15 protein-coding genes and 2 pseudogenes are annotated in these 18207 nt (G+C 62.9%); 11 read left to right on the forward strand and 6 right to left on the reverse strand.

Features of this window, described 5'->3' with window-relative positions; all coding sequences use genetic code 11:
- The first annotated feature begins 201 nt into the window (after nt 1-201).
- Nucleotides 202-588: a hypothetical protein gene (locus ACWGS9_RS31785; RefSeq protein WP_454508955.1), complete on the forward strand. Its 387-nt coding sequence runs from the start codon at nt 202-204 to the stop codon at nt 586-588.
- Between the two features lie 21 nt (nt 589-609).
- Here ACWGS9_RS31785 and ACWGS9_RS31790 read toward each other — a convergent pair whose 3' ends face one another.
- Entirely contained in the window at nt 610-1383 is a 774-nt protein-coding gene (locus ACWGS9_RS31790; protein ID WP_320310565.1) for a gamma-glutamyl-gamma-aminobutyrate hydrolase family protein, read from the reverse strand.
- Nucleotides 1384-1627: 244 nt separating this feature from the next.
- Between ACWGS9_RS31790 and ACWGS9_RS31795 the strand changes: the two genes are divergently transcribed.
- Nucleotides 1628-2737 carry a TRAP transporter substrate-binding protein gene (locus ACWGS9_RS31795; RefSeq protein WP_454508956.1) on the forward strand — a complete coding sequence of 370 codons (1110 nt, stop codon included), beginning with the start codon at nt 1628-1630 and terminating at the stop codon, nt 2735-2737.
- Between the two features lie 230 nt (nt 2738-2967).
- Here the strand turns inward: ACWGS9_RS31795 and ACWGS9_RS31800 are convergent, their stop codons facing one another.
- The 4 genes from ACWGS9_RS31800 to ACWGS9_RS31815 form a co-directional block, all read right to left on the reverse strand.
- Nucleotides 2968-3996, reverse strand: coding sequence for a zinc-dependent alcohol dehydrogenase family protein (locus tag ACWGS9_RS31800; protein ID WP_454508957.1), 1029 nt, complete (start codon nt 3994-3996; stop codon nt 2968-2970).
- Nucleotides 3997-4132: 136 nt separating this feature from the next.
- Nucleotides 4133-5920, reverse strand: a complete 1788-nt coding sequence (locus tag ACWGS9_RS31805) for a TRAP transporter large permease (protein WP_454508965.1) — start codon at nt 5918-5920, stop codon at nt 4133-4135.
- Nucleotides 5920-6525 carry a TRAP transporter small permease subunit gene (locus tag ACWGS9_RS31810; RefSeq protein WP_454508958.1) on the reverse strand — a complete coding sequence of 202 codons (606 nt, stop codon included), beginning with the start codon at nt 6523-6525 and terminating at the stop codon, nt 5920-5922. Before ACWGS9_RS31810 ends, ACWGS9_RS31805 begins: the two co-directional genes overlap by 1 nt.
- Before the next feature lie 174 nt (nt 6526-6699).
- Nucleotides 6700-7605 (reverse strand): branched-chain amino acid ABC transporter permease, encoded by a 906-nt coding sequence (locus ACWGS9_RS31815; protein ID WP_454508959.1) that lies wholly within the window; start codon nt 7603-7605, stop codon nt 6700-6702.
- Nucleotides 7606-7703: 98 nt separating this feature from the next.
- Between ACWGS9_RS31815 and ACWGS9_RS31820 the strand changes: the two genes are divergently transcribed.
- The 7 genes and pseudogenes from ACWGS9_RS31820 (at nt 7704) to ACWGS9_RS31850 (ending at nt 16492) form a co-directional block, all read left to right on the forward strand.
- Nucleotides 7704-8312, forward strand: a complete 609-nt coding sequence (locus ACWGS9_RS31820) for a CGNR zinc finger domain-containing protein (RefSeq protein ID WP_454508960.1) — start codon at nt 7704-7706, stop codon at nt 8310-8312.
- On the forward strand, nt 8305-8835 hold the full coding sequence (locus tag ACWGS9_RS31825; RefSeq protein ID WP_454508961.1) for a hypothetical protein: 531 nt from the start codon (nt 8305-8307) through the stop codon (nt 8833-8835). The genes ACWGS9_RS31820 and ACWGS9_RS31825 overlap by 8 nt, the downstream gene beginning before the upstream one ends.
- A 197-nt stretch (nt 8836-9032) precedes the next feature.
- Nucleotides 9033-12518 (forward strand): annotated as a pseudogene (locus ACWGS9_RS31830) (indolepyruvate ferredoxin oxidoreductase family protein); the annotation flags it as partial.
- Between the two features lie 35 nt (nt 12519-12553).
- On the forward strand, nt 12554-12628 hold the full coding sequence (locus tag ACWGS9_RS31835) for a Trm112 family protein (protein ID WP_454508966.1): 75 nt from the start codon (nt 12554-12556) through the stop codon (nt 12626-12628).
- A 41-nt stretch (nt 12629-12669) separates the two neighbouring features.
- A complete protein-coding gene (locus ACWGS9_RS31840) occupies nt 12670-14985 on the forward strand; it encodes a putative bifunctional diguanylate cyclase/phosphodiesterase (protein WP_454508962.1) in 2316 nt (771 codons plus the stop codon).
- Between the two features lie 451 nt (nt 14986-15436).
- Nucleotides 15437-16201, forward strand: coding sequence for an N-acyl amino acid synthase FeeM domain-containing protein (locus ACWGS9_RS31845; protein ID WP_454508963.1), 765 nt, complete (start codon nt 15437-15439; stop codon nt 16199-16201).
- Between the two features lie 141 nt (nt 16202-16342).
- Entirely contained in the window at nt 16343-16492 is a 150-nt protein-coding gene (locus tag ACWGS9_RS31850) for a DUF3096 domain-containing protein (RefSeq protein ID WP_127866594.1), read from the forward strand.
- 8 nt (nt 16493-16500) lie between these two features.
- On the opposite strand, the gene ACWGS9_RS31855 is transcribed toward ACWGS9_RS31850, so the two are convergent.
- A complete protein-coding gene (locus ACWGS9_RS31855; RefSeq protein ID WP_320310572.1) occupies nt 16501-17316 on the reverse strand; it encodes an alpha/beta fold hydrolase in 816 nt (271 codons plus the stop codon).
- Nucleotides 17317-17567: 251 nt separating this feature from the next.
- Here ACWGS9_RS31855 and ACWGS9_RS31860 point away from each other — a divergent pair, with 251 nt between their 5' ends.
- Nucleotides 17568-17792 (forward strand): aa3-type cytochrome c oxidase subunit IV, encoded by a 225-nt coding sequence (locus ACWGS9_RS31860; RefSeq protein WP_454508964.1) that lies wholly within the window; start codon nt 17568-17570, stop codon nt 17790-17792.
- 86 nt (nt 17793-17878) lie between these two features.
- Nucleotides 17879-18207, forward strand: a pseudogene (locus ACWGS9_RS31865) (Re/Si-specific NAD(P)(+) transhydrogenase subunit alpha); the annotation flags it as partial.

An 18207-nucleotide genomic window follows, 5' to 3' on the forward strand; every position in this document is an offset into this window, starting at 1 on the left:
GAACAAAACAGAATCAAAGCCACGAGTCGGCCGGACCAAAAACGTTTTTCAGCAGCCTGTTAAAGCGCGTCGCCTGATTCCGGTTCAGCGCGACGCGCTTTAGGCGTATTCGCCACATTTGTTAATGCATGGATAACGCATTAACTGCCGCTTAACCCTTTGAAATCATTTTTCACACTTGGCTGAGTATGGAGAAGCGGCGTGAAGCTGGTTGTAGGGTTGGTTGCGTCGGTTGCGTTGTTCGGGGGCGCGCATTTCCTGGATGGCAGCGACGGCCAAGGCATGGCTGTCGAGACCGCCGCCGCAACCACCTACCGATTGACTGCCAATGGCGACGAAGCGGCCTGCGCTGTCCAGCGGGGAGCCTCGGTCTCGGACGGTCTGTCGCGGCTCGATGTTGCTCCGGATTGCCGCAGGCTGATGCCCGGCATCGAGCGCGTGAAATTCTGGCGCGAGCAGGCGGACGGCTCGGTCGCTTTCAGTGAGAACGGCGTCGATCCGATCGTCACCTTCGGCGTTGCCGATGGCGACGGTTATGAATCCTATGCCCCGGCCGCGCCGCTGTTGGCTCTCAACAACGACGAATAACGGCCGAACTTCCCGGCACCTCTATTCCGCCGCCGCGCGGGCGCCAGTCTTGGCCGCCGCATGCAGGCGCACGGCATCGCCGAAGGCGCGGAAGATCTTGGCCGAATTGCTGTCCGACTTGACCCAATATTCGGGGTGCCATTGCACGCCGACCGCGAAGGCGCGGGCGTCCTTGACCGAGACCGCCTCGACAGTGCCGTCGGTGGCCAAAGCTTCGACCTGGAGCTTGGAACCCAACCGGTCGATCCCCTGGCGATGCAGGGAATTCACCTTGATTTCACCGGCGCCGAACACGCCGGCAAGGCAGCTTCCCGGCTTGATCGAGATCGTCTGGTGGATGCCGAAGCGCTCGTCCTGATTGTCGCTCACCGGCGCGCGATGGTCGAGCGAGCCTTCGCGCTCCTGGATTTCGGTGCCCAGTGTGCCGCCGAGCGCAACGTTCAGTTCCTGGATGCCGCGGCAGATGGCAAGCAGCGGCACGCCGCGCTCGATCGCCTTGCGGATCAGCGGCAGCGTGGTGGCGTCGCGCGCCGGATCGTAGGGACCGTTGGCCTCGCTCGGATCGCCGCCATAGAGCGAAGGATGCACATTGGACTTCGAGCCGGTGACCATGACGCCGTCGACCGACGACAGCAATTCGTCGAGGTCGAGCCGATCGCCGAAGGACGGCACCAGCAGCGGAAACACACCGGCGCCCGCGACCGCCGCTTCCAGATATTGCTGCGGTGCTGCGTGCCAGGTGTAGTTGTCGAACTGGCGGACGTCGGTCGAGACTGCGACAAGCGGCTGCTGCATTTTGGGTTTGGGATCCTTCGCGAGCTAAGGAGTTAATCTGCCTACAAAATAGGCGATCTGAAGGCAGTTTGCCATGGCAAGTTTCGTGGCCCCGCATGGGCCAGGGTGAATGGCGTTAGACTATAGTTGGACGTTGCCCGCGATGCTGGACTCGACATCTTGCCCGTGTATTGTTTCGCGCAACCGACCAAGGCAGCGAGGATGCCGATGGGGCGGTAAGCTGATCCGCAAGGGAGGAAATTGCATGGATCGTCGTTCATTCATCCGCAAGGCCGGTGCGTCCGGCGTCGGTGCTGCGGCAGCGGCCGCGGCACTTGCCACGCCGGCCATTGCCCAGTCCAATCCGAAAGTGACCTGGCGGCTTGCGTCGTCCTTCCCGAAATCGCTCGACACGATCTATGGCGGCGCCGAAGTCTTTTCCAGGATGCTGTCGGAGGCAACCGACGGCAATTTCCAGGTCCAGGTCTTCGCCGCGGGTGAACTGGTGCCTGGCCTGCAGGCGGCGGATGCCACCACGGCCGGCACCGTCGAGGCCTGCCATACGGTGGCATATTATTACTGGGGCAAGGACCCCACCTGGGCACTGGGCGCAGCCGTGCCCTTCTCGCTCAACGCGCGCGGCATGAATGCCTGGCACTATCATGGCGGCGGCATCGATCTCTTCAACGAGTTCCTTGCCACGCAAGGACTGTTCGGCCTGCCTGGCGGCAACACCGGCGTTCAGATGGGCGGCTGGTTCCGCAAGCAGATCAACACCGTCGCGGATCTTTCCGGCCTCAAGATGCGCATCGGCGGTTTTGCCGGCAAAGTGATGCAGAAGCTGGGCGTCGTGCCGCAGCAGATCGCCGGCGGCGACATCTACCCGGCGCTGGAAAAAGGCACCATCGATGCCGCCGAATGGGTCGGCCCCTATGACGACGAGAAGCTCGGCTTCTACAAGGTGGCGCCCTACTACTACTATCCCGGCTGGTGGGAAGGCGGCCCTACCGTCCACCTGCTGTTCAACAAGGCCAAGTACGAAGAGCTTTCGCCGGCCTACAAGTCGCTGGTGCGAACCGCGGCCCAGGCAACCGATGCCGACATGCTGCAGAAGTATGACTACGTCAACCCGGCCGCCGTGAAACGGCTGGTGTCGAACGGCGCCAAGCTGGCGCCGTTCAGCCAGGAGATCATGGCCGCCTGCTTCGAGAAGGCCAACGAGGTTTACGCCGAGATGGAATCCTCGAACGCGCCGTTCAAGAAGATCTGGGAATCGATCAAGGGCTTCCGCAAGGAGCACTATCTGTGGGCCCAGGTCGCCGAATACAATTACGACACCTTCATGATGGTGCAGCAGCGCAACGGCAAGCTGTAGGCCGCGAACAGTCCCTTCTCCCCGGTCACTACACGGGGAGAAGGTCCCGGCAGGGGGATGAGGGGCGGCGCTGGCTTCGGCGGTTGAACCGCCCTGGGCTTAAGTGCGTATCTATCCAGCATAGGCGCCGCCCCTCACCTGCCTGCCGGCATCCTCTCCCCGTATAGGGACGGGGAGAGGGGTGCTGTCATCGGCGGGTTCGCCAATCGCCAACGTTGCAAGACTGCACTTCAGCCTCGACCCGGCACCACCAGCACCTTGACCTCGCCCGGCGCCGGCGGGTTGGCGATCACTTCCGGCGCCTCTTCAAGGCTGACCTGCCGCGAAATCAGCCGGTCGATTTCGATCGCGCCTGAGGCAATGAGCTGCGCCGCGCGTCCATGCGTGAACGGGTTGAGGAAGGAACCGAGCACCTTCAATTCCCTGAACAGGAGGTCGAACGGCTCGATTTCCACCTTCATGCCTTGCGGCACGACGCCGACGATCACGACCGTGCCGCCGGCCCTCGCCATCCGCATCGACTGCTCGACCGTGTCGCGCACGCCCGCGCATTCCAGCACCACGTCGACACCGCCGGGCGCCAGGCCGGACGAACCTGCGATGGCTTGGATTGGATCGCCGGCGCTTGGATCGACCGTTGCGGTCGCGCCGAGCTCTTCGGCAAGGGCTCGGCGCGAGGCCTGCCTGGTCGACAGGATGATGGTCGCCGCGCCCGCGAGCTTGGCCAGCTGCACGACGAGCAGGCCGATGACGCCGCCGCCAAGCACGACGACCGACGCGCCGGGCCGGATCGCGGCCAGGTCGACGCCGTGCAGGCAGCAGGCCAGCGGCTCGCAGAAGGCGCCATGCGTCGGCTTGAGGCTTGCCGGCAGCCGGAAAGCCTGCTTCTGCGGCATCAGCACATAGTCGGCAAAACCGCCGTCGCAGTGGATGCCGATGGCCCTGAGATTGCTGCAGAGATTGACGCGGCCGGCATGGCAGTGGGCGCAGCGCCCGCAGGCGATGTTGGGATCGCCGGTGACCCGGTCGCCGACGGCAATGCCGGATACGGCACTGCCGACGGCTTCGACAATGCCGGAGAATTCATGGCCGAGCGTCACCGGCGGCGTGCAGGGAAATTCGCCATGGAAAAGGTGCCGGTCGGTGCCGCAGACGCCGCAGGCCTCGATGCGCACGAGAATGTCCTCGAGCCCGGGAACGGGCTTGGGAACCTCACGCAGCCCGATGCTGCCCACTTTGTCCAGCCGCACGGCTCGCATGGTAATCACCTCAGAGCAATTTCAGGAAAAGTGTGAAGCGGTTAGGCTCGGCGACTTCGCCGTAGCCTTCCGTCCGAAATTGCGTCAAAACAACGAAATACGGCATTTCGCCGTTTCTGTGAAACGGTGAAATGCCCTAGTTGAATTTGGGCGGCTGCGAGAGGTCGGGCGCCGGCGCCGCCGGCTTGGCCGGCGCGTCGCCGAAGTTCGGCGGCTGCGACAGGTCTGGCGTGCCGGATGTCGCCGGCGCTCCGCCATTTGCCGGCGCGGCGCCATTGCCCGCCGGCGGCGTGCCGAGCGGCGACAGCGACGGCATGTCCGGCAACTTGATGTCGATGCTGCTGGGCTCGACTGCGGCGCCCTTGTAGCGCATCACCATTTGCGGGAAGGCGATGGTGAGCCCGATCATGATCACCTGGATGAAGACGAACGGCACCGCGCCCCAATAGATTTGCCCGGTGGTGACCGGCGCGATCTTCTTGCCGGTAATACGGTCGAGATAGGGCACGCGGGCCGCGACCGAGCGCAGGTAGAACAGCGCGAAGCCGAAGGGCGGATGCATGAAGCTGGTCTGCATGTTGACGCCGAGCAGCACGCCGAACCAGATCAGGTCGATGCCGAGCTTGTCCGCGGCGGGTGCGAGCAGCGGCACGATGATGAAGGCGAGCTCGAAGAAATCGAGGAAGAACGCAAGCACGAAGACGAGGATGTTGACGCCGATCAGGAAACCGGTTTCGCCGCCGGGCAGCGAGGTCAACAGATGCTCGACCCAGATATGGCCGTTGACGCCATAGAAAGTGAGCGAGAAGACCCGCGCGCCGATCAGGATGAAGAGCACGAAGGAAGACAGGCGCGTCGTCGAGGTCAGCGCCTGCTTGATCACATCCAGCGACAACCGACCCTTCGCCGCCGCCATGATCAAAGCGCCGACAGAGCCCATGGCGCCGCCCTCGGTCGGGGTTGCGATGCCGAGGAAGATGGTGCCGAGCACCAGGAAGATGAGCGCCAGCGGCGGGATCAGCACGATCACCACCTGCTGCGCCAGCCTCGACATCAGTTTGATGTTCAGTCGCTTGTCGGCGATCGCCACAACATAGATGAAGAGCACGCCCGCAGCGGCACCCAGAATGTCGGCATTGTCGCCATGTGTCGGTGCGAGATAACGATAGGCTGCGTAGGAAGCCGCGACCGCCATTAGCAGCGCCACGATCAGCGACAGCACGCCGTGGCCGAGCGTGCGGGCTTCGAGTGGCAATGCCGGCATTGCGTTCGGCCGGACGATCGACACGATCAGGATATAGAGCATATAGATGCCGGTCAGAACGAGGCCCGGAATCAATGCGCCGGCGTACATGTCGCCGACCGAGCGTCCGAGCTGGTCGGCGAGCACGATCAGCACCAGCGAGGGCGGGATGATCTGGGCAAGCGTGCCGGAGGCCGCGATCACGCCTGAGGCGAGCCGCCGGTCATAGCCGTAGCGCAGCATGATCGGCAACGAGATCAGTCCCATGGCGATGACGGAGGCAGCCACCACGCCGGTCGTGGCGGCAAGCAGCGCGCCGACGAAGATCACCGCATAGGCAAGCCCGCCGCGGATCGGGCCGAAAAGCTGCCCGACCGTGTCGAGCAGGTCTTCGGCCATGCCGGACCGTTCCAGCACGATGCCCATGAAGGTGAAGAAGGGAATGGCCAGCAGCGTGTCGTTGGACATCACTCTGGTGCCGTAGAAATTGTCGGGCAGCGCGTGCAGCAGCGGCCAGGCAAGGTTGATCGAGCCGCCGGAATAGGGCGAGACCAGCACGCCGATGAAGAAGAACAGCAAACCGTTGGCGGCGAGCGAGAAGGCGACGGGGTAACCGATCAACAGGAAGATGATCAGCGAGGCGAACATGATCGGCGCCATGTTCTGCGCGATGAATTCGATCACGGGCGGACCTCGCCCGCGATCGCCTTGGCCTCTTCGACCAGCGCTTTGGCTTCCAGTTCGGCCTGCTCATGCGCCGACACGAAGGGATTGGGATCGTCCATGTCGCCGCGCATGATGGCGATCTTCTTGATGATTTCGGAAACCCCTTGCAGGGCGAGCAGGAAGAAGCCGACGAGCAGAATCGCCTTGGCCGGCCAGACGATCAGGCCGCCGGCATTGGTCGACATCTCGCCACTGTGGAAGGACAGTGACACGTAAGGCACGAAATAGATCACCATAAGCACGACGAACGGCATCAGGAAAAGCAGGTGGCCAAGCAGGTCGATCCAGTGCTGCGCACGGCGCGAAAACATGCCGTACACGATGTCGATGCGGATATGGTCGTTCTGCTTCAGCGTGTAGGCGGCGGCCAGCATGAAGGCGGCGCCGAACAGGTACCACTGCAGCTCCAGCCAGGCATTGGAAGAGATATCGAACACCTTGCGGATGACGGCATTGCCAGCGCTCACCAGGATCGCAAGCAGGATCAGCCACGAGACCCAGCGGCCGATGAACTCATTGATGCGGTCGATCGTCCTGGAAAGAGCGAGAAGCCCTGCCATGCATTCCTCCCTGATGCTTGACGGCGCGCCCGATTCCCCCTCCGGTGTCGCGTCGCCTGGCCCAACGGTATGCAGTGCGTGGTCTGGCAGGTCAACACGACAAGGGGCGACAAACGATAGCGCCGGTGCAAACCGGCCGCTTCACCAAACGTCATGCAACCAAAGTATGGAGGTTCAGGCGATCTTGGCCTGGTCGCGGCCGGCGCCGATCAGCACCAGCATGGCGACGAGGAAGAGGTAGATCCAGGCGTCGCGCCATTCGAGCGGGAAGTAGCCGGCCCAGAGCGATTCCGCCATGCCGAAGGCCGCCGCGCCAAGCGCCGCCTTGAGCGGCGACAGATAGCCGCCGACCGCCGTCACGAACAGGATCTTGAGGCCGTAGATCAGGCCGGTGCCGAAGCTGACATTGCCGTAGTAGAGACCGGCGAGCACGCCGGCCAAGGCCGCGCAGAAGCCGCCGAACAGCACGGCTAGACGAAACACCGCGCGCACGTCGATGCCGCACATCGCCGCCGCCTTCGGATCGTCCGAGACGGCGCGCCAGGCGCGGCCGAAGCTGGAGTGGGAAAACAGCCAGGCCGCCAGCGCCACCAGCGCGACGACCCCCGCGCAGTCGAGCAACTGGATGACGGTGAGCGTAACCTTGAAGCCGTCACCTTGGGCGAAAATGACGGGATCGGCGAGCATTGGCGGCAGCCAGAGGTCATGCGTGTCGGCGGCGATGCGGCTGGCTTCCGACAGGAAGAGCAAAATGCCGAGCGTCGTCACGACGATGGCGTTGGGCGAACGGTCGGCGAGCTTTTCGAACACGCTGCGCGACAAGACATGGCTGATCAGCGCGGCGTAAAGCACGGCGGCAACCACGCCGAGCGCGACCGAGGCGGCCAGCGTCAGCCACAGCGCCTGATAGCCGAAGGCGGCGGTCAGGATCATCGTCTGGCCGCAAAAGGCAAACAGCGCGCCATAGGCCAGATTGGTGCGGTGCAGGATGCCGTTGGTCAGCACATAGCCGAAAGCGAGCAGCGCATAGAGTGCGCCCGAATGCAGCCCGTTCAGCACCTGCTGGAAGAAATAGAGCATGCGGCATCCCTGGGCCGTCGCGTCCCCTTGGCCATAATTCGAAGCGTTGCATCCGGAATCTAACTTGTCAAACAGGTTTTATCGGTTAGATTTCTACCATGACGGTATCTTGGACCCCGCACCGCTTCACCGGTGGCATTCTTGCGCTCGACACGGCGAACACCGTCGTGCTGCGCAACGATCCGGAAAGGACCTTCGATCGCTTCGACGATCCGGCCGAGATCGGCCGCTTCGCGGAGGCGGCGAGCGGCTTTCGCGCCACCGAGCTCGGCGGCCGGCGGTTGAGGGCGCCGGAGCCGGGCGAGATAAAACCAACTGTCATCTCGATTCGAGAAGCGACCGATCGCCTGTTTCGCCATGCCGTATCGAACGGCGCGGTCGCGACCAGCCACCTGCCGGATTTCCTCACCGCCTGCGCCAGCGGGCTGTCCGGCAGCGCGACCGAAATCGGGACGCCGGGCCAGCCTTTCGGCAATCCGCAAACGCCGATTGCCTTCGAGGCGGCTTTGGCCGTCTCGGCGCTGTCGCTGTTGCGCGACGAAACGGTGGCGAGGCTGAGGATCTGTCCCAATTGCAGCTGGCTGTTCGTCGACCGCAGCCGCAACGCCAGCCGTCTCTGGTGCGACATGGCCGTCTGCGGCAACCGCCAGAAGGCAAACCGCTATTACCGCCGCCGTACAGCAGCGAGGGAGGTCAGCAATGCTTAGGAAATTGTCGCGTTGGGTTCTGGTCGGCGCCGCCTTGGTCGCCGCAATCGCGCTCGGCGCCTGCCGCGACACCGGCAAGGATCAGCTCTTTGCCATCTCCGGAAAACTGTTCGAGTTCAACTACCGGCTTGCCATCGCCACCTATGTCATCACGCTGAGGCCGCTGCGCCCGATGGTCGATGGCCAGGTCGCAGTCGTGAGCTTCCAGAACCCGGCCGGCGGCGATCCGATCATCGTCAATCAGAAGATCTGGCCGAAGCTGCCCCACATTACGCTGACCAGCCCGCCGCTTTCCTGTGTGGTCAAGGACAAGCCCTACGCCGTCTCGATCCGCATCCAGGATGCGAGCGGCACGTTGCTGCAGAGCATCGACACCACCATGACCTCGTCCGAGGATCAGACGATGCTGCCTGACCGGCCGCTGGTGATCGGGCCGAAATACGAGCTCAACCCTGACCTCGCCGGTCATCCTGACGGCAAACTGCCCGATGAGCAGAAGCCGGATTGCTCGAAAGCGACCTGAAACGCACGCATTTCGTGCGCAATTTTTGTTCCTCGCGAAGCGGCTAGCATCGTCTTGCATGCGCCTCTGGCTGCTCGCCAGACCGTTTGTTGCGTGTTACTTGGCCCCAGCGATTTTGTTTGACCTCTCCCGCAAGGGAAGAAAGACTGCGGCGTCCCACTCCGACGCTGGCTGCCTGATTTGCGGCGCCTCCGCAGAGGAAATACCTGATGACGCTGCACGACGTCGCGCTCGACGACAAGTTCGACCTTGGCAAGGAGCGCGTCTTCCTGTCCGGCGCGCAGGCGGTTGTGCGCATGCTTCTGATGCAGCGCGAGCGCGACCGGCGCGCCGGCCTCAACACGGCGGGCTTCGTCTCCGGCTATCGCGGCTCGCCGCTTGGCGGCCTCGACATGCAGCTATGGCGGGCAAAAAGGCAGCTCGCGCAATCCGACATCGTCTTCCAGCCCGGCCTCAACGAGGAACTCGCCGCCACCGCCTGCTGGGGCTCGCAGCAGACCGAATTGCTGGGCGAGGGTACGCATGACGGCGTCTTTTCGGTCTGGTACGGCAAGGGGCCGGGCGTCGACCGTTCCGGTGACGTCTTCCGCCACGCCAATCTTGCCGGTTCGTCGAAGCATGGCGGCGTGCTTGCCCTGATGGGCGACGACCACATGGCCGAATCCTCGACCAACGCGCATGCCACCGAATTCCTGTTCGTCGATACCATGGTGCCGATCCTCAACCCGGCCGGCGTCCAGGAGATCATCGACTACGGCCTCTACGGCTTTGCCATGTCGCGCTTCGCCGGCACCTGGGCGGCGATCAAATGCGTGAAGGACAACGTCGAATCGACGGCTTCGGTCGACGCCTCGATCGAGCGGCTCAACATCGTCATTCCCGAGTTCGACATGCCGCCGGGCGGCTTGAACATCCGCCACGAGATCGACATGCTCGGCCAGGAAGAGCGGCTGCATGAATATAAGCGCGCCGCCGCCTCGGCTTTCATCCAGGCCAATGGCCTGAACCGCATCGTCTATTCCGGCGGCCGCAATCCCAGGCTCGGCGTTATCACCATCGGCAAGAGCTATCTCGATGTCCGCCAGGCGCTGGAGGATATCGGCATCGACGAAGGGGCGGCGAATCGCTTCGGCATCCGCCTGTTCAAGGTCGGCTGTCCATGGCCGCTCGACCTGCAGCATATCGCCGAATTCGCCCGAGGCCTCGACACCATCGTGGTCGTCGAGGAAAAGCGCTCGCTGATCGAAGTGCAGTTGCGCGAGAACCTCTACGGCACCGCCACGCGGCCGGTGATCGTCGGTAAGAAGGACGAGCGCGGCGACTGGTTGTTTCCGGCCAAGGGTGCGCTCGATCCGAACGAGATCGCGATCGCGCTCGGCGAGAGGATCCTGCGCGCGATCGGTCCGTCGGAAGAGATCGCCGCGCGGGTGGCGAAGCTGCGCCAGTTCCAGGCGATGCTTGCCGACACCGTCGACATCGGTTCGCGCACGCCCTTCTTCTGCTCGGGCTGCCCGCACAATTCGTCGACCAAGGTGCCGGACGGCTCGATCGCCGCCGCCGGCATCGGCTGCCATTTCATGGCGCTGTGGATGGACAGGAACACGCTAGGCTTCACCGCCATGGGCGGCGAGGGCGCGCAATGGGTCGGCCAGGCGCCGTTCTCCAGGCGCGACCATATCTTCCAGAATCTCGGCGACGGCACCTACAACCATTCCGGCGTGCTGGCGATCCGCTTCGCGCTCTCGACCGGCGCCAACATCACCTACAAGATCCTTTACAACGACGCGGTGGCGATGACCGGCGGCCAGCCGCATGAGGGCGGCCTGACCGTCGACATGATCGCGAGACAAGTGCGCGCCGAAGGCGTCGACCGCATTGCCGTCGTCACCGACGAGCCGGACAAATATGCCGGCAAGGCCGATTTCCCTCCCGGCATCACCATCCATCACCGCGACGATCTCGACCTCGTCCAGCGCGAGTTGCGTGGGCTCAAAGGCGTTTCCGTTCTCATCTACGACCAGACCTGCGCCGCGGAAAAGCGGCGGCGCCGCAAGCGCGGCACCTTTCCCGATCCCGACAAGCGCGTCTTCATCAACGAACTGGTCTGCGAAGGCTGCGGCGATTGCGGCGTGCAGTCGAACTGCGTCTCGATCCAGCCGGTCGAGACCGAATTCGGCCGCAAGCGCCGCATCGACCAGTCGAGCTGCAACAAGGATTTTTCCTGCCTCAACGGCTTCTGTCCGTCCTTCGTCACCGTGCATGGCGGCAAGATCAGGAAGGCCGAAGGCATTGCCGACAGGGCCGATCCGCTGGACGGCGTGCCCGTGCCGGCTGAATTCCGCATGGGCAATCAGGGCTGGGCGGCGATCATCGACGGCGTCGGCGGCACCGGCGTCGTCACCGTCGGCGCAGTGCTTGGCATGGCCGCGCATCTGGAAGGCAAGGGCTGCGGCATGATCGACATGGCCGGCCTTGCCCAGAAGGGCGGCTCGGTCTTCACCCATGTCCGCATCGCCCCGACGCCCGAGGACATCCACGCCATTCGCGTTTCGGCCGGCAAGGCCGACCTCGTGCTCGGCTGCGATCTCGTCGTCTCCGGAGCCAGGAAGGTGCTGGGCGCGGTGCGCGAGGGCCACACGATCTTCCTCGCCAACACCGCCGAAATCATGCCTGGCGAATTCACCCGTTCCGCCGACTTCTCGCTGCCGGTCGAGCGGTTGAAGAAGGCGATCCGGGCGGCTGCCGGCGACGACAAGGCCCACTTCTTCGATGCCACCCGCACGGCGACCGCTTTGTTCGGCAATTCGCTCGGCGCCAACATGTTCATGCTTGGCTTCGCCTTCCAGCATGGCGGCCTGCCGCTTTCAGCCGAAGCCGTTGAAAAGGCGATAGAATTGAATGGTGAAGCGGTGGCGATGAATATCGCGGCTTTCCGCTGGGGCCGCCGTGCCGCGCATCAGCCCGATTTCGTGCGCGGGCTGGTCGGCCAGGCCGGCAAGGCGGCGTCCGGGCCGGCCGAGACGCTGGACGATGTCATCGCCCGCCGGGTCGCGTTCCTCGCCGCCTATCAGAACGCAGCCTACGCCAGGCGCTACGCCGACCGCCTGGCCATCTTGCGCGCCGCTGAAGCCAAGGCCGTGCCCGGCTCGACCGCGGTGACCGAGGCCGTCGGCAGGAATCTCTTCAAGCTGATGGCGATCAAGGACGAGTACGAGGTGGCGCGGCTCTACACAGACGGCACTTTCGCCGCCGACCTCGCCAAGCAGTTCCAGGGCTACGAGAGGCTTGAATTCCATCTCGCACCGCCGATCCTTGGCCGGCGCGGCAATGACGGCAAGCCCAGGAAATCCAGCTTCGGCCCGTGGATGATGAAGGGGTTTCGGCTGCTGGCGGCGATGAAGGGCCTGCGCGGAACCGCTTTCGATCTTTTCGGCTACACGACCGAGCGGCGCATGGAACGACAGCTGCTGAGAGAGTACGAAGCCGATCTCGACCTCATTGCCGGCGCGCTGACGCCCGGCAGGGTGGAGGCCGCGGCGGCCCTTGCCTCCGTGCCGGCTCTTATCCGCGGCTATGGCCATGTCCGGCAGGCCAGCGCCGGGAAGGCGGCAGGCGAGCGCTCGCGGTTGATCGAGCGTTTGGCCCAAGCCCCCGCGCAGCCGGCGCTTCGGGCAGCGGAGTGATCGCGCCGGCGCGTTGACGGTGCGCCCAAAACCCCCTGAATTTCTTGGTCTGTCCCGCGTGTCGCAACCCCTTGCAACCGGGGCCGAGCGCCGTTCTAAGCCTTTCTTAAGGCGGCTGTGGCATGACAAGGCGTAGCGTTGGGCCAACGATATGGGTAGAGCAAAGACCGAAGACATCCCGGCGGATGTTTATATCCAGTTTGTGCGGGCGTTGTCGGACAACGCCTACATGCTGGTGGTCGGCGGCGTATGCTACTGGATCCTCGGATTGACGATCTACCTGCGGACGCACGATCCGCTGTATTTTGGCTTCGCCTTCCTTCTGTTGTCGGTCAGCCTCTGGCGTTACTTCAGCATTCGCAGCTTCCACAAAGGAGGCGGCACTATACCCACTGTCGAAAAGGCAGAGGCTTGGGAACGCGGTTACATCCTCAAAGGCAGTGCGCAGGGCCTCGCATTGGGGTCATTGTGTTTCGTGTCGATCTACCTGCGTCCCGATGACTTCGCCGAACTGGCGTCTGTGTCGTTGGCATTAACCACCCTGCTCACGGTTGTCGGCCGAAGCTACGGGTCCAGGCGCATGGTGCAGATTTTTTCCGTGACCCTCATTGGGCCAGCAGCACTTGCGCTCTTCCTGCGCATGGACGTCCCCGACTTCGTCCTCGGGCTGATGATCATTCCGACGACAATCGTCACCATCAGCAGCGCCGACCATGTCCGCAACGTTCTGTTCTCGGCGGTCATCGGTCACAGGCAGGCGAAGGAGTTGGCGCAAAGGTTCGATCGGGCCCTAAATACGATGTCGCATGGCCTTGTCATGCTCGAATCGAACGGGAAGGTGGTCGTCGCCAACGCCGAGGCAGCACATTTGATGTCATTGAATTCGCCGGGCGCGCTGCTGGGGCGGTCGATCCACGGCCTCTTGATGCGCGGCGTTGCCGGCGGCATGCTGGCGCCGAAAGACTGCCGCTACATCGAGGCGCAACTGACGCGCGCCCTGCGCGAAGGCCGCGACCGCAAGGTACTGGTCTCGCTCGCCAACGGCCAGCATTACGAATTCTCCGCCCGTGAAGGCAGCCAGGAACTGGGCGTCATCACCTTCGAGGACGTGACGGCGCGCGTCGAGGCGGAGGAAAAGATACGCTTCATGGCGCGCTACGACAATTTGACGGGCCTGCCGAACCGCGCCTATTTCCACGAACTTGTCGGTGAGGCCATGGCCTCCGGCGAGCAGGAGCGGCTCTGCGGTCTGGCGGTGCTCGATCTCGACGACTTCAAGAGCGTCAACGACACCCTCGGCCATCCTGTCGGCGACGGGCTGATCTACGCCGTGGCCGAGCGTCTCGCGGCGATTGCCGGACCGGGCATCACGGTCAGCCGCTTCGGCGGCGACGAGTTCATGATCTTCTTCGACCGTGTCGAGGACGAGAGCCATCTCAGCACCCTGCTCGACCGGATATTCGCGGATCTGCAGGGCGAGGTGGACGTCGCCGGCCACGGGTTGCGCATCCAGACCAGCGGCGGCGCGGTGCTCTCCAAGGTCAAGGACACCGACGCGGACGCCATGATCGTCAAGGCGGACCTTGCGCTCTACAAGGCCAAGGAACTTGGCAAGAACAGCTGGCGGCTGTTCGAGGCGGCCATGGATGCCGCCTTCCGCAATCGCCAGCTGATGAAGGCCGATCTGCGCAACGCCGTGCAGGCCAGGGAATTGCGCGTCGTCTATCAGCCGATCGTGGCTGTCAGCACCATGCGCATCGCCAGTTGCGAGGCGCTCTGCCGTTGGGACCATCCCGATCTCGGCCCGATCTCGCCCAGTGTCTTCATCCCGCTCGCCGAGGAGATGGGTATCGTTTCCGACATAAGCACTTTCGTGCTGGAGGCGGCTTGCGCCGAATGCGCCAAATGGCCGGCCCAGACCAGCGTGTCGGTCAACCTTTCGGCCAAGGATTTCCGCAATCGCGATATCGTCCAGAAGGTCAGGGACGCCCTGGCCAAGTCGGGCCTGGCGGCGCACCGGCTCGAAATCGAGGTCACCGAGACCGCCTTGCTCGACGACAAGTCGCTGACGCGCGAGTCGATCGAGGAATTGAAGGCCCTTGGCGCGCGCATCGCGCTTGACGATTTCGGGACCGGCTACTCCAGCCTGAGCTATCTCCACAAGCTGCCGCTCGACAAGATCAAGATCGACCGCTCTTTCCTGGTCGATCTAAACCAGAACCGGCAGTCGCTCGACCTTCTGAAGGGCATCGTCGGTCTGTCCCGGACATTGGGCCTTTCGGTCACCATCGAAGGGGTCGAGACCTTCGAGCAGCTCAAGACGCTGGTCCATTTGGTCAAGCCGGACTTCGTGCAGGGCTTCCTGTTCGGCGCTGCGCTCAGCGCATCGGGCATCGAGACGATGTCGAGCGTCACATGGCCCTTTGCCGCGGATCTGCATATCGCCGGCAAACGGACAGCCAGCTAAACGCAATTCCAGGAAAAGTGTGAAGCGGTTTTCCGTCCGGAATTTGCGCCTGAGCAAAGCAATTCCAGGAAAAGTGTGAAGCGGTTTTCCGTCCGGAATTTGCGCCTGAGCAAAGCAATTCCAGGAAAAGTGCGAGCGGTTCTCCACCTGGAATTTTATTTCAAAACACAGAGCGATTGTTGATCTAATGAAGTGATGACCGCTCAGGCGTCGTCTAAACCCGCCACGTCTTGGCGCTTTCAATATCTGACTTCAGAATAATTTTGATGACCGGCGCCAGAACGGATCAGACATCCACCGGCTGCGCCATTGCTTTTTTCGCGTCCAAGATCGGTGCAATGACTGCGGCCATTAAGGTTAACAAGCGGTAAATCAGCAATATCGAATTTTCAGCTTTGTGTCTCATTTCAACTCGAATAGCTTACTTCCAGGCGGAATTCGAGGACTGACGATGGATGCTGCGAAGAAGAGCGCGTCGGCTGACGCCAGCGCGAGAGACGGTTCGGTGCTGAACCGATCGATCATGCAACTGTTAGAGCATGTCGAGTATCGCCTCATTACTGGGGGCGAGGATTTGGAGGCGATCTACCGGCTTCGTTATCGATCCTACCTACGCTCAGGCATGTGTGGCCCGATCGCCAGCGGCATGTTCGAGGATCGCTGGGACAATCTGCCCAATTCCTACCGGTTCGGTATCTACTGCTACGGCGAATTGGTCAGTACAGTGCGCCTCCACCATATTTCCAGCGAACATCCGTATTCGCCTTCCGTCGACGCCTATCCCGAAATATTGATCGAGCGGCTTGCCCGCGGGGAAAGCTTCATCGACGGAACCCGGTTCGCGACCGACCCAGACAGCGCGCCGGCGCCCGGAGTGCTGCCCTTCCTGACGCTCAGGATTTGCATGGTGGCCTACTGTTATTTTCGCCAGACCGCGATGTTTATCCCGATTAAGTTGGAGCATTCCGCTTTTTATGCCCGCTTCTTCAGCGCCAAGCAGAGGACCGAGGGCAAGGTGTTTCCGGGCGTTCTCCCTCCGCTCGCATTATTCGAAATTCCCGGCAATGAAGAGAATGTTCACCGGATACTCGACCGGTTGCCGTTCTTCAGATCGACAGCGACGGAGCAAAGGCTGATGTTTGGCAATCCGGCCATCAACCGGCTGACACCTTTGTCCATTCTGCCAACAGCGAAATATCACCGCGACGCCGCCTGAACGGACGTTCATTCTCGCGCTATGGACCTTTCCGGTGCCTTCGTCGTTATCGCTTGTGGCGGCTGCGCCGCGTCCCCGGTGCTGCCGTAGCCCTGGCTGAAAGGCGTTTCGTCCGAATTGTTCATGTGAAAGGATGCCGACATGACCATCCACTCGCTCGCGCTGACCCCGCTGATCTCGCTGATCGCCGGTGTGCTGATCCTGGTGATGCCGCGGCTCCTCAACTACATCGTCGCGCTTTACCTGATCGTTGTCGGCCTGCTCGGCTTGTTTCCCCACCTCGCCAGCTGATGAACCGCTCAGCCGGCGAAGAAGCGCAGGGCGGCGGCCACAATCGCTTCGGGCGCGTCTTCCTGCATGAGGTGCCCGGAGCCTGGAATGAGCGTCAAGCTGCAGTCCGGCAGCATGGCCGCGAGCTTCGCGCCGCTCTGCGGTGAGATCCAGCGGTCCTCCTCTCCCCACAGCAAGGCCACAGGACAGCGGAACGCACCATAGAGCGGTTCGACTTCGTCGGTGAAACGCTGATCCATCTGCGCGATCTGCCGATAGAAGGCGGGCTGGCCGACCGGTCCGGTCCATGGTGCGATGTAGGGCTGCAGGTCGCCGTCCGACAACGGCTTGGCGGCTGCGCCCGCAATATAGGCCTTCAGGATCGCCGCCTGGATGTAGTCCGGTACGCCGGCGAAAGCCGATTCATGGCGCAAGATATGCTGGACAAAAGGTGAGCCCCAGGGCCGAACCGCCACCGGATCGACCAACAATAGCCTTTCATAATTGCAGCCGTTGATCAGATGCGCGCGTAAGGCGGTGGCACCGCCGAAATCATGGGCGATTACGTTCGGCCGGTCGAGCTTCCAGAACTCCAGCATCGCCGCCAGGGCTTTGTTCTGGGTGCCCAGCGAGACGTCCTGGCCTTCCCGTTTCTCGGACTGGCCATATCCCGGCAGATCGTAAAAGTAGAGCGTGTGGTCACGCGCCAGTTCAGGGGCAACACGGTGCCAGACATGCGAGGAAAATGGCGTTCCATGGACGAGCACGATGGCGGGGCCGGAGCCGACCGAGCCCCAGGCGATCATGGTGCCGTTCCAGTCAAATCTCTGTGTCGGCAAAATCATGACGGCTCCTGGTCGGGTCCTCAGAGCCGGCAACGATAGTCTTCCTCCCTCGCGCAGGAAAACGCGAAATTGTCAAAGCACATGAAGAAGGGCTGATAGGGATCGCCTGGCGCCGCCCGCTGCCTGCGGAGACAACCAGTTTTTCAACTTTCATTTGAGGCTGTTGTCGCAGGCTGTGCGGCAATAGCGCCATTGCTCTTGGTTCGGCTTTTCGCTATGTGCCTCAAAGGCATTTTCGAAGGGGTACTTCCATGGCTGATCACACGCCGACCGGTCCTGTCGAGCTGGGCGCGCAGATGGACTATGCCGAGCACGACCGTACCTACAAAGGCTTTCTTGGCCTGGCCAAGTATGGCTCGCTGGTCTGTGCCGCCATCCTTATTGCAATGGCCTTCGGCTTCTTTGTCGGCGGCTTCTTTTCGGGGCTCATCGTGTTCATCCTGATCACGGCGGTCGGCACTCTCATTCTGCGGTAAACTTCCCAAGCCCATTGCCCTCGACGTCGCCGGACGTCCCGGCCGACGCCTTGCGTGATCAAGGTTCCAGCCGAAAGGATCGTCCGGTGGGACAAATAGTGTTCATCCCTCGTGAGCTTGACCCGAACGAGCCGCGCGTCGCGGCCTCGCCGGACACGGTCAAACGTCTGGTGGGCCTCGGCTTTGACGTAATCGTCGAAAAGGGTGCCGGCCTCGGCTCCCGCATCCCCGACCAGGATTTCACCGGCGCCGGCGGCACGCTCGGAACGGCCGGCGATGCCAAGAAGGCCGATGTCGTATTGAAGGTGCGCCGGCCAACGGATGCGGAGCTGAAGGGCTACAAGTCGGGTGCTGCCGTCATCGCCATCATGGACCCCTACGGCAACGATGCCGCGGTGGCCGCCATGGCAAAGGC

The organism is Mesorhizobium sp. Arg314, from assembly GCF_053714275.1.